Here is an 11,981-nt window from a genome sequence, read left to right on the forward strand (position 1 = left end):
ACATAACCGCGCGCGACGGATAGTGGCGGTTTGCTCCGCACCCTCTCAAGAATCGGCTTCTGCAGACGACAGCGTCGGTAGAACTCATTTTGTCGGGGTGCGGTATGAAAGGGATTGCGCGCTATCGCCTGGCCAATTGGCGAACCGCGACCAAGCTGGCGGTGGGCTTCGGGCTGGTGCTGCTGCTGACCCTGGTGTTGGCCCTGCAGGGCGGGCTCGCACTCAAGGATGTCGAGCATAGATTCGGCTCCCTGCGCGACATGGCGGCGATCAACCGGCAGGTGATGCAGGTCCGCGCCCTGGAGCAGGGCTTTCGCCTGAGTGGCGAGGCCGCCCAGGCCGAGCACCTGCGGCAGGCCCTGCCGGCAGTGCTCGAGCGGTTGGGACAGCTGGAGGCCGAGGTGGGCAGTGCCAACGCTGTCGACCTCGGCGCCGCCCGTGAGGCCATCCAGGCCTATGGCGCTGCCTTCGCCGACTTCGAACGACTCCACACCTCGCGCCGTCTGGCCATGGAGGGGGCCGCCTTTCTGGTAGAGGGCGCGGCCAACAGCCTGGACATCCTCCAGTCCGGTCTGCTGGATGACGGCGCCTATGCCCTCAAGGATTCCGGCGGCAAGCAGGGCGCCGAACTCTTGACCCTGTCGCAGCAGGTCGGCGAACTCTATCGCCTGATGCTCAAGAGTCTCGACGAGGCCCAGGCACGGGCCGGCAAGAGTACCGTGGACGACCAGCCGCTGCCCTCGGCCAGTGCCGCCCTGGAATTGCTGGCCAAGGTCGAGCCGCAACTGAGCGATCCGGCCTATTCCTCGGTCATCCAGGATGTCTCCACCAACATCAAGGAATTCATCCGCCGCCTCGGCGAATATGCCGCCGCCCTGGCCCAGGAGCAGACCGCCGGTGCGCGGATGACCAGCCTGGCCGAGACCGCGGTGCAGCGGGTCGATGCCCTCTATGGGCAACAGGAAACCGAACTGCAGGCGATGATGACCAAGCGCCTGCTGACCATCGGCGGCGTGGCCCTGCTGGCGCTGATCGTCGGCGCCCTGGCTGCGCTGATCATCACCCTGGCCATCGTCCGGCCGCTGCGCAAGGTGATCGCCGCCGCCGAGCGCATCGCCCAGGGCCAGCTGGATGTCGAGTTGACGGTGGATCGGGGCGACGAGATCGGCCAGTTGCAGCGTTCCAGCGCCAGCATGGTGGCGGCGCTGCGCGGCATGGTCCTGCAGCTGCAGAGCGGTATCGGCCGGCTTGGCCAGTCCGCCGCCGCCCTGGCCGAACAGGCCCGCGAGGCGCAGCGGGGCGTGACCCGGCAGCGCGAGGAAACCGATCAGGTGGCCGCGGCCATGGCCGAACTGGCCGCCACGGCCCAGGGGGTCGCCGCAGATGCCGAGGCCGCCGCCGGTGCCGGCGATCAGGCCGAGCGCCAGGTCAGCGATGGCCAGGCGGTGATCGGCCGCAGTCTGGCCGGTATCGAGACCCTGGGGGTGGATGTCCGGTCCGCCGCCGAGCGCCTCGAAGGCGTGTCCCACGACAGCCAGGCGATCAGCAGCGTGCTGGACGTGATCAAGGCGGTGGCCGAGCAGACCAACCTGCTGGCGCTCAACGCGGCCATCGAGGCGGCGCGCGCCGGTGAGCAGGGGCGGGGATTCGCCGTGGTCGCTGACGAAGTCCGGGCCCTGGCGCGCCGTACCCAGCAGTCGAGCGTCGAGATCGAACGGCTCATCGTGGTGCTGCAGAAGGGCAGCGGCGAAGCGGTCGCACGGATGCAGCAGAGCGAGACCCTGCTCGTCGACACCCTGGACAGTGCCGGCGATACCCGGCGCGCCTTTGCCGGTATCGCCACGGCGGTGGCCAGCATCCAGCAGAGGAATCAGCAGATCGCCGCGGCGGCCGTGCAGCAGCGCGGGGTGGCCGAAGAGGTGGCGGTCAATGTCACCCGGATTCGCGACGGCGCCGATCAGTCCAGCCAGGCGATGGCGGCCACGGCCTCAGCCAGCCGCGAGCTGGCCGAACTGGGTGACGAGCTCGCGCGCCTGGTGCAGCGCTTCCACGTCTGATCGACTTCGCTACTGGGCGTTGAGCGCCTGGCCAGTGGTGCCCCGGCTGGCCGGACCGAGCAGATAGAGATAGACCGGCAGGATGGCCTCCGCCGCGGGCACCCGGGCCGGGTCCTCTTCGGGATAGGCCGCCGCCCGCATGGCGGTGCGGGTACCGCCCGGGTTGACGCTGTTGACCCGGATGCCGTCCTCGGCCAGCTCCTCGGCCCAGACCTGCATCAGGCCCTCGGTGGCGAACTTGGACACCGAATAGGCGCCCCAGCCGGCCCGACCCTTGCGACCGACACTGCTGGACGTGAAGATCAGCGAGGCCTCACCGGCCGCCCTGAGCAGCGGCAGCAGGGCCTGGGTCAGGGCGAAGCCGGCCTGGACATTGACCTGCAGCACCTGCGCCAGCGCGGCGGCGGGCGTCTCTTCCAGCAGCACCCGCGGCCCGAGCAGGCCGGCGTTGTGCACCAGGCCATCCAGGCGCCCGTGACGTTGTCTCAGCCGCTCCGCCACGGCGGCATAGGCGGCCGCATCGGCCTGTTCGAGATCCAGCACCAGGGTCTCGGCCTGGCCACCGCTGGCCAGGATCTCCTGACACACCTGATCCTGCGCCGCGGCATCGCGACCCTGGAGGATGACGCTGGCGCCCAGGGCGGCGCAGCCCTTGGCGAGGGCGGCGCCGATGCCGCGATTGGCACCGGTGACGAGGATGACGCGGTCCTTGAGCAGCTCGGCCGGAGCCTGGTAGTCGAACATCTGAACCTCTAGCAGCCGCACAGCGCGCGATCGAGCAGGGCGCGCAATTCCAGCGGATGGTCGATGATGGCGTCGGCGCCCCAGTGCTCGGGGCGGTCGTCCGGATGGATGTAGCCGTAGCGCGCTGCCACCGTCTTGCTGCCAGCGGCGCGACCGGATTCGATGTCGCGCAGGTCGTCACCGATGAATAGGGCGGTCTGCGGATCCACGTCCAGTTGCCGGCAGGCCAGCAGCACCATCTCCGGATCCGGCTTGCTGTGCGTGACGTGGTCCGGGCAGACCAGGCAGGCCGAGCGCTCGGCCAGGCCCAGGCGCTGCATGATCGGCTCGGCGAAGCGCACCGGCTTGTTGGTCACCACGCCCCAGCGCAACCGGGCGGCGTCGAGATCGCGCAGGATCTCGTCCATGCCGTCGAACAGCCGGGTGTGGACCGCGCATTGCGTCTGGTAGCGCTCGAGAAACTCCAGGCGCAGGGGTTCGAGTTCGGCGCCCAGGGGGTCGATCTCGAAGCCGGCCAGGATCATCGCCTTGGCACCACCGGAGATGACCCCGCGCAGGCGGGCCTCATCGGCGGGCGCGAGGCCCCTGTCCTGGCGCATGCCCTGGATGATGGCGATGAAGTCCGGCGCCGTGTCGAGCAGGGTGCCATCCATGTCGAAGAGGACCGCTTGCAGACGCATGGCCTAGTCCTCGCGCTGGGTGCGCACCATGTAGTTCACCGTCACGTCGCCTTCGAGCTTGTATCTCTTGGTCAGCGGGTTGTAGGTGAGGCCGATGACGTCGCGCAGGTTGAGGCCGGCGGCGCGGGCCCAGGCACCCAGTTCCGAGGGGCGGATGAACTTGCGGAAATCGTGGGTGCCCCGCGGCAGCAAGCGCAGCACGTATTCGGCACCGACGATGGCGAACAGATAGGCCTTGGGATTGCGGTTGATGGTGGAAAAGAACACCTGGCCGCCCGGCTTGACCAGGTCGTGGCAGGCCTTGATCACCGAGGAGGGATCCGGCACGTGCTCGAGCATCTCCAGGCAGGTCACCACGTCATAGGTGCCGGCGTGCTTGCGCGCGTGGTCCTCGGTGGTCTCCTGGATGTACTCCACCGGCACGCCGGATTCCAGCTGGTGCAGGCGGGCGACGGCCAGGGGCGCCTCGGCCATGTCGATGCCGGTCACCTGGGCACCGCGCTGGGCCATGGCCTCGCTGAGGATGCCGCCACCGCAGCCGACGTCCAGCACCTTCTTGCCGGCCAGGCCCGCGTGCTGGTCGATCCAGTTGACGCGCAGCGGATTGATGTCGTGCAGCGGCTTGAATTCGCTCTCGCGGTCCCACCAGCGGTAGGCGAGGGCCTCGAACTTGGCGATCTCGGCGTTATCGACGTTGGACATGGGGTTCTCCAGAGGCAAGGGAGCGGGGCGCGTCAGGCGCCCTGCTGGATACGGGTGGCCCACTGCTGCGCATTGGCTATGAGTTCGGCCTCGTCCAGGCGCACGAGTTCGCTCTGGCGCAGCAGCGGCACGCCGCCGACCCAGACCTCGCTGACGCGGTCGCGGCCGGTGGCATAGATGAGTTGCGAAACGGGGTCGTAGAGCGGCTGCTGGGCGAGGCCGCTGAGGTCGACGGCGGTCAGGTCGGCGGCCTTGCCGACTTCCAGCGAGCCCAGGCAGCGCTCCAGCCCCAAGGCGCGAGCACCGTTCAGGGTGGCCAGGCGCAGCGCGCGATGGGCATCCAGGGCGGTGGCCGAGCCGGCCACGGCCTTGGCCAGCAGGGCGGCGGTACGGGTCTCGCCGAGCAGATCGAGATCGTTGTTGCTGGCCGCGCCGTCGGTGCCGATGGCGACGTTCACGCCGGCCTGCCAGAGCCGTTCCACCGGGCAGAAGCCGTTGGCCAGCTTGAGATTGGATTCGGGACTGTGGATGACATGGCTGTTGGTCTCGACCAGGTTTTCCAGATCCTCGTCATCCACCTGGGTCATGTGCACCGCCTGGAAGCGCGGCCCGAGCAGGCCCAGTCGCCGCAGCCGGCTGAGCGGCCGCTCACCGGTCTGCTGCAGCGCCTGCTCCACCTCGAAGGCGGTCTCGTGCACGTGCATCTGGATCGGTGCCTGCAGTTGCTCGGCCAGGACCAGGATCTGTTCGAGCTTGGCGTCGGCCACGGTATAGGGCGCATGGGGGCCGAAGGCCACGCTGATTCGCTCGTGCAGCTTCATGTCGTCGAACAGTTCCAGGCCACGGCGGATCATGTCGTCCGCGGTGCGGGCGCCGGGAATGGGGAAGTCGAGGATCGGCAGGCAGACCTGGGCGCGCACCCCGGTGCGATGGATCGCCTCGCAGGCCACCTGGGGATAGAAGTACATGTCCGAGAAGCAGGTGATGCCGCCACGGATCTGCTCGGCGATGGCCAGGGTGGTGCCGTCGCGGACGAAGTCCTCGTCGACCCAGCGCCCTTCGGCGGGCCAGATATGATCCTGCAGCCAGGTCTGCAGCGGCAGGTCGTCGGCCATGCCGCGAAACAGGGTCATGGCGGCGTGACCATGGGCGTTGATCAGCCCGGGGATCAGCACCTTGCCCGGCAGCTCCAGGGTCTCCTTGGCCGGCTGACGCAGGGCCTCGCTACGCGGCGCGAGCAGGGCGATGCAGCCGTCGCGCACGCCCAGGGCGTAATCGCGCAGGACTACTCCGGCAGGCTCCACCGGCACGATCCAGCTGGGGAGCAACAAGAGGTCCAGGGGCGCGGGGGTGGGCATCGGTGGCGGTTCCAAGAGGGGCGAGCCGGCAGTATAGCGGTCCTTGCGGCGCTACCGCTAAATCCGCACGCCGATGCCGGTATACTGGCGGGCTACAGATTCAGGTCGAGGAGAGATCATGCGAGAGCGTCTGCTGGCGGCGGAAAAGATCAAGGCGATCGAATGGCGGGACGGTGCCCTGCACCTGCTCGACCAGCGCCTGTTGCCGCTGCGCGAACACTGGGTCGCCTGTCACAGCGCCGCCGAGGTGGCTCAGGCCATCCGCGACATGCTGGTACGCGGCGCGCCGGCCATCGGCATCAGCGCCGCCTATGGCGTGGTGCTGGGTGCCCGGCAACGTGCCGCGGCGGGTGAGGACTGGCAAGCCACCGTCAGTGCCGACTTCGAACTGCTGGCCGCGTCGCGTCCCACCGCCGTCAATCTGTTCTGGGCGCTCAACCGGATGCGCGAGCGCCTGACGCGCATGGCCGGGGAGGGCGCCCTGGCGGCGCTGGAAGCCGAGGCGGTGGCCATCCACCTGAGCGATCGCGAGGCCAACCTGACCATGGCCCAGCTGGGCGTCGAGCTGATCCGCAAGCACGACGCCAGCAAGCAGACCTTCCTTACCCACTGCAACACCGGCGCCCTGGCCACCGGTGGTTTCGGCACCGCCCTGGGCGTCCTGCGCGCCGCGCACCTGGACGGCCTGGTGGAATGCGTCCACGCCGACGAGACCCGCCCCTGGCTGCAGGGCTCGCGGCTAACCGCCTGGGAGCTGGCCGGCGAGGGCATCCCGGTCAGCCTCAACGCCGATGCCGCCGCGGCGCACCTGATGAAGACGCGCAACGTCGCCTGGGTGATCGTCGGCGCCGATCGGATCACCGCCAACGGCGACGTGGCCAACAAGATCGGCACCTACAACCTGGCGGTCATCGCCATGCACCACGGCGTGCGCTTCATGGTGGTGGCGCCCAGCTCCACCATCGACATGAATCTGGCGTCCGGTGACGACATCCCCATCGAGGAGCGCGCCGGTCACGAGTTGCTGGAAGCCGGTGGCCAGCGCATCGCCGCCGAGGTCGAGGCCTTCAATCCGGTGTTCGACGTGACCCCGGCCGATCTCATCGACGCCATCGTCACCGAGCGCGGGGTGGTGGAGCGTCCGGACGCCAAGAAGATGGCCGAGCTGATGAATCGGCGCCGCCTGCATTGAGGTGATCGCCAGGGGCGGATACATCCCTGAATGTGTTAGAATTTCGCTCTTTGCACAGGCTTTGTTCGAAAGCCCTCGGCAGGCGGCGATGCAGTGCTGAAAACCGGCTGGAGCGCCTTCGCGCCGCCGGTGGCAGGCGCCGCCAGACGGGCTTTCGCCTCTCCTATATCAGGCTCGGCCGACATGCGGACGAGCCCTAGCGCTTTTCAGATCAGAAGGAACCAGGCTTCTCATGGGTGAACTGGCCAAAGAAATCCTCCCGGTCAATATCGAAGACGAATTGCGGCAGTCGTATCTCGACTACGCGATGAGCGTCATCGTCGGCCGGGCCCTGCCGGATGTGCGCGACGGCCTCAAGCCGGTGCACCGGCGCGTGCTCTACGCCATGAGCGAGCTGGGCAACGACTGGAACAAGCCGTACAAGAAATCCGCCCGTGTGGTGGGTGACGTCATCGGTAAGTACCACCCCCACGGCGACACCGCCGTCTACGACACCATCGTGCGGATGGCCCAGCCCTTCTCGCTGCGCTACATGCTGGTGGATGGCCAGGGCAACTTCGGGTCGGTCGACGGCGACAACGCCGCGGCCATGCGATACACCGAAGTGCGGATGTCCAAGCTCGCCCACGAACTGCTGGCCGACCTGGACAAGGAAACCGTCGACTGGGTGCCCAACTACGACGGCACCGAGCAGATCCCGGCGGTGATGCCCACGCGCATCCCCAACCTGCTGGTCAACGGCTCCAGCGGCATCGCGGTCGGCATGGCCACCAACATCCCGCCGCACAACCTCGGCGAGGTCATCGATGGCTGCCTGGCGCTGATCGAGAACAGCGAGCTGACCGTCGACGACCTGATGCAGTACATCCCCGGTCCGGACTTCCCGACCGCGGGCATCATCAACGGTCGCGCCGGTATCATCGAGGCCTATCGCACCGGTCGTGGCCGCATCTATGTGCGGGCCCGCGCCGAAGTCGAGGACATCGACAAGAGCGCCAATCGCCAGCAGATCGTCATCACCGAGCTGCCCTACCAGCTCAACAAGGCACGGCTGATCGAGAAGATCGCCGAGCTGGTGAAAGAGAAGAAGATCGAAGGCATCACCGAGCTGCGCGACGAGTCCGACAAGGACGGCATGCGCGTGGTCATCGAGCTGCGTCGCGGCGAAACCCCCGAGGTGGTGCTCAACAACCTCTACGCCCAGACCCAGCTGCAGACGGTGTTCGGCATCAACGTGGTGGCCCTGCTCGACGGCCAGCCGCGGACCCTGAACCTCAAGGAACTGCTGGAAGCCTTCATTCGCCACCGTCGCGAAGTGGTGACCCGGCGCACCGTCTACGAACTGCGCAAGGCGCGTGAGCGTGGCCACATCCTCGAAGGCCAGGCGGTCGCCCTGTCCAACATCGATCCGGTCATCGAGCTGATCAAGAGCTCGCCGACCCCGGCCGAAGCCAAGGAACGCCTGATCGCCACGCCCTGGGAATCCAGCGCGGTACGCGAGATGGTCGAGCGCGCCGGCGCCGATTCCTGCCGTCCGGACGACCTGCCCGAGCAGTACGGCCTGCACGAGGGCAAGTATTACCTCTCGCCCGAGCAGGCCCAGGCCATCCTGGATCTGCGTCTGCACCGCCTGACCGGCCTGGAGCACGAAAAGCTCATCGCCGAGTACCAGGAGATCCTGCTGCAGATCGGCGAGCTGATCCGCATCCTGACCAACCCTGAGCGGCTGATGGAAGTCATCCGCGAGGAGCTGGAAAAGGTCAAGGCCGAGTTCGGCGACAAGCGTCGCACCGAGATCATCGCCTCCCAGGTGGACCTGACCATCGCCGACCTCATCACCGAGGAAGACCGCGTCGTCACCATCTCCCATGGCGGCTACGCCAAGTCCCAGCCGCTGCACGCCTACCAGGCCCAGCGCCGGGGCGGTCGCGGCCGCTCGGCCTCGGCGGTCAAGGAAGAGGACTACATCGAACACCTGCTGGTCGCCAACAGCCATACCACCCTGCTGCTGTTCTCCAGCCTGGGCAAGGTCTACTGGAAGCGCACCTACGAGATCCCCGAGGCCTCCCGCGCTGCCCGTGGCCGTCCGCTGGTCAACCTGCTGCCGCTGGCCGAAGGCGAGCGCATCACCGCCATGCTGCCGGTCGATCTGGAAGCCATACGTCAGCAGGCGCCGGCCGGTGACGAGGACCTGGGCGAGCAGGACGACAACCTGGACATCGAAGACGCCGTGCTGGTGGAAGACGATGTCGAAAGCGAAGGCGAAGAGGGCGAAGTCCTCGATGCCGACCAGGACGAGCCCACCGGCGCCTACATCTTCATGGCCACCCGCAACGGCACCGTGAAGAAGACCCCGCTGGTGCAGTTCAGCCGTCCGCGCAGCAACGGCCTGATCGCGCTAAAGCTGGAAGAGGGCGACAGCCTGATCGCCGCCGCCATCACCGATGGGGCCCGCGAGGTCATGCTGTTCTCCGACGGTGGCAAGGTCATCCGCTTCAAGGAACGCCATGTGCGCACCATGGGCCGTACCGCCCGCGGCGTGCGGGGCATGCGTCTGGCCGAGAACCAGCGGCTGATCTCCATGCTGATCCCCGAGCCGGGCGCCGAGATCCTCACCGCCAGCCTCAACGGCTTCGGCAAGCGCACCGCCATGGCCGAATACCCGCAGCGTGGTCGTGGCGGCCAGGGCGTGATCGCCATGGTCATCAACGAGCGCAACGGCCCCCTGATCGGCGCCATCCAGGTGCTGGACGGCGAGGAGATCATGCTGATCTCCGACCAGGGCACCCTGGTGCGGACGCCGGTCGAGGGCATCTCCCGTACCGGCCGCAACACTCAGGGCGTCACCCTCATCAAGCTCGGCAAGGGCGAGAAGCTGGTGGGCCTGGAGCGGGTGCAGGAGCCTTCGGTGGACGAAGAGCTGCTGGATCACGAAGCCGAGCTCGACGACGAGGTGCTCGACAAGGAATTGCCGGTCGACAGCCACGAACCCGACCAGGACGATGTGCTGCCCGGTGCCAGCGACGTGCCGAGCGATGATCTGCCCAACGAGGATGACGAGTGATGAGCAAGCGTGCCTACAACTTCTGCGCCGGCCCGGCGGCCCTGCCTGAAGCTGTGCTGCGCCAGGCCCAGGCCGATCTGCTGGATTGGCAGGGCCGTGGCCTGTCGGTGATGGAAATGAGCCACCGCGGTGAAGACTTCACCGCCATCTCGAACCAGGCCGAGGCCGACCTGCGCGAGTTGCTGGCCATCCCCAGCAACTACAGGGTGCTGTTCCTCCAGGGCGGCGCTAGTCTGCAATTCGCCCAGCTGGCGATGAATTTGATGCCCGAGGGCGGCAAGGCCGACTACATCGACACCGGCATCTGGTCGCGCAAGGCCATCGAGCAGGCGCGGCACTATGGCACCGTCAACGTCGCCGCCAGTTCCAAGGGCTACGATTACTTCGCCATTCCGGGGCAGCACGAATGGCAGCTGTCCAAGGACGCCGCCTACGTCCACTACACCCCCAACGAAACCATCGGCGGTCTGGAGTTCGACTGGATTCCGGACGTGGGTGACGTACCCCTGGTGGCGGATGCCTCTTCCGACATCCTCTCGCGCCCGCTGGACGTCTCACGTTTCGGGCTGATCTACGCCGGCGCGCAGAAGAACATCGGGCCCAGCGGCCTGGTGGTGGTGATCGTCCGCGAAGATCTGCTGGGTCGCGCCCGCGCCGCCTGCCCGACGCTGCTCGACTACAAGGTCGAGGCCGACAACGGCTCCATGTACAACACTCCGGCCACCTTCTCCTGGTACCTGTCGGGCCTGGTGTTCAAGTGGCTGAAGGAGCAGGGCGGTCTGCCCGCCATGGAGCGCCTGAATCGCCAGAAGAAGGAGCTGCTGTACGGCTTCATCGACGCCAGCGACTTCTACAGCAACCCCATCGCCAAGAACGACCGCTCCTGGATGAACGTGCCCTTCCGCCTGGCGGACGAGCGCCTCGACAAGGCCTTCCTCGAGGGCGCCGAAGCGCGCGGCCTGCTGTATCTGCAGGGCCATCGTTCGGTGGGGGGCATGCGCGCCTCCATCTATAACGCCGTGACCCTGGAAGCCGTCCAGGCGCTGGTGACCTATCTGGCCGAATTCGAGAAGGAGCACGGCTGATCATGTCCGAACACGAGCTCAAGGCCCTGCGCCTGCGTATCGACAGTCTGGACGAACGCATCCAGGAGCTGATCAGCGAACGTGCCCGCTGCGCCCAGGACGTGGCCAGGGTCAAGATGGGAACGCTGGCGGAGGGCGAAAAGCCCGTGTTCTACCGGCCCGAGCGCGAGGCCCAGGTGCTCAAGCGGGTGATGGAGCGTAACGGCGGTCCGGTCCGTGACGAAGACATGGCGCGACTGTTCCGCGAGATCATGTCCTGCTGCCTGGCCCTGGAAGAGCCGTTGCACGTGGCCTACCTCGGCCCGGAAGGTACCTTCTCCCAGGCCGCGGCGCTCAAGCACTTCGGCAAGGCCGTGGTGACCCGGCCCATGGCGGCCATCGACGAGGTCTTCCGCGAGGTCGCCGCCGGCGCCTCCAACTTCGGCGTGGTGCCGGTGGAGAACTCCACCGAAGGGGCGGTCAACCACACCCTGGACAGCTTCCTCGAGCACAACCTCTCGATCTGCGGCGAGGTGGAGCTGCGCATCCACCACCACCTGCTGATCGGCGAGAACACCAAGGCCGACAGCATCACCCGCATCTATTCCCACGCCCAGTCGCTGGCCCAGTGCCGCAAGTGGCTGGACTCCTACTACCCCAGCGTCGAGCGGGTGGCGGTGGCCAGCAATGCCGAAGCGGCGCGGCGGGTGAAGGGGGAGTGGAACAGCGCGGCCATCGCCGGTGACATGGCGGCCTCGCTCTATGGCCTGACCCCGGTGCAGCAGAAGATCGAGGATCGCCCGGACAACTCCACGCGCTTCCTCATCATCGGCAACCAGGAGGTGCCGCCCAGTGGCGACGACAAGACCTCCATCATCGTCTCCATGCAGAACAAGCCGGGTGCCCTGCACGAGCTGCTGCTGCCGTTCCATACCAACAACATCGATCTCAGCCGGATCGAGACGCGGCCCTCGCGCAGCGGCAAGTGGACCTATGTCTTCTTCATCGATTTCCTCGGCCACCAGGCCGATCCGCTGATCCGCGATGTGCTGGAGCGCCTGTCCACCAGCGCCGTGGCGCTCAAGGTCCTCGGCTCCTACCCCCGCGCCGTGCTCTGACG

The 11,981-nt window shown here is 67.4% G+C and carries 9 protein-coding genes and 1 pseudogene; 6 read left to right on the plus strand and 4 right to left on the minus strand.

Annotated features, from left to right (window positions below; all coding sequences use genetic code 11):
• Nucleotides 1-983 precede the first annotated feature (983 nt).
• Both QKY98_RS24035 and QKY98_RS24040 read left to right on the plus strand, forming a co-directional pair.
• Nucleotides 984-1,172: pseudogene (locus QKY98_RS24035) on the plus strand (HAMP domain-containing protein); the annotation flags it as partial.
• A gap of 42 nt (nt 1,173-1,214) precedes the next feature.
• Nucleotides 1,215-2,057: a methyl-accepting chemotaxis protein gene (locus QKY98_RS24040; protein WP_371099733.1), complete on the plus strand. Its 843-nt coding sequence runs from the start codon at nt 1,215-1,217 to the stop codon at nt 2,055-2,057.
• 9 nt (nt 2,058-2,066) lie between these two features.
• On the opposite strand, the gene QKY98_RS17015 is transcribed toward QKY98_RS24040, so the two are convergent.
• From QKY98_RS17015 to QKY98_RS17030, 4 genes are read right to left on the minus strand one after another with little or no spacing between them, the layout of a single operon-like run.
• Entirely contained in the window at nt 2,067-2,801 is a 735-nt protein-coding gene (locus QKY98_RS17015; RefSeq protein WP_284671302.1) for a YciK family oxidoreductase, read from the minus strand.
• A gap of 8 nt (nt 2,802-2,809) precedes the next feature.
• Nucleotides 2,810-3,481 carry an N-acetylmuramic acid 6-phosphate phosphatase MupP gene (mupP, locus tag QKY98_RS17020; protein ID WP_027598053.1) on the minus strand — a complete coding sequence of 224 codons (672 nt, stop codon included), beginning with the start codon at nt 3,479-3,481 and terminating at the stop codon, nt 2,810-2,812.
• A gap of 3 nt (nt 3,482-3,484) precedes the next feature.
• Complete coding sequence (gene ubiG / locus QKY98_RS17025) at nt 3,485-4,183, minus strand: bifunctional 2-polyprenyl-6-hydroxyphenol methylase/3-demethylubiquinol 3-O-methyltransferase UbiG (protein WP_007160470.1); 699 nt, start codon at nt 4,181-4,183, stop codon at nt 3,485-3,487.
• A 32-nt stretch (nt 4,184-4,215) separates the two neighbouring features.
• Complete coding sequence (locus QKY98_RS17030) at nt 4,216-5,541, minus strand: TRZ/ATZ family hydrolase (protein ID WP_284671303.1); 1,326 nt, start codon at nt 5,539-5,541, stop codon at nt 4,216-4,218.
• 118 nt (nt 5,542-5,659) lie between these two features.
• On the opposite strand from QKY98_RS17030, the gene mtnA reads away from it, so the two are divergent.
• The 4 genes from mtnA (at nt 5,660) to pheA (ending at nt 11,979) form a co-directional block, all read left to right on the plus strand.
• Nucleotides 5,660-6,733 (plus strand): S-methyl-5-thioribose-1-phosphate isomerase, encoded by a 1,074-nt coding sequence (gene mtnA, locus QKY98_RS17035; protein WP_007160468.1) that lies wholly within the window; start codon nt 5,660-5,662, stop codon nt 6,731-6,733.
• Nucleotides 6,734-6,965: 232 nt separating this feature from the next.
• A complete protein-coding gene (gyrA, locus tag QKY98_RS17040; RefSeq protein WP_284671304.1) occupies nt 6,966-9,797 on the plus strand; it encodes a DNA gyrase subunit A in 2,832 nt (943 codons plus the stop codon).
• Complete coding sequence (gene serC / locus QKY98_RS17045) at nt 9,797-10,882, plus strand: 3-phosphoserine/phosphohydroxythreonine transaminase (RefSeq protein WP_044340945.1); 1,086 nt, start codon at nt 9,797-9,799, stop codon at nt 10,880-10,882. The genes gyrA and serC overlap by 1 nt, the downstream gene beginning before the upstream one ends.
• Nucleotides 10,883-10,884: 2 nt before the next feature.
• The gene (pheA, locus tag QKY98_RS17050; RefSeq protein WP_027598051.1) at nt 10,885-11,979 is read left to right on the plus strand and encodes a prephenate dehydratase; all 1,095 of its coding nucleotides are present in this window, start codon (nt 10,885-10,887) and stop codon (nt 11,977-11,979) included.
• The last annotated feature ends 2 nt before the right edge of the window (nt 11,980-11,981 follow it).

Source organism: Pseudomonas sp. HR1, assembly GCF_030175875.1.
Classification (GTDB): Bacteria; Pseudomonadota; Gammaproteobacteria; order Pseudomonadales; family Pseudomonadaceae; genus Chryseomonas; species Chryseomonas oryzihabitans.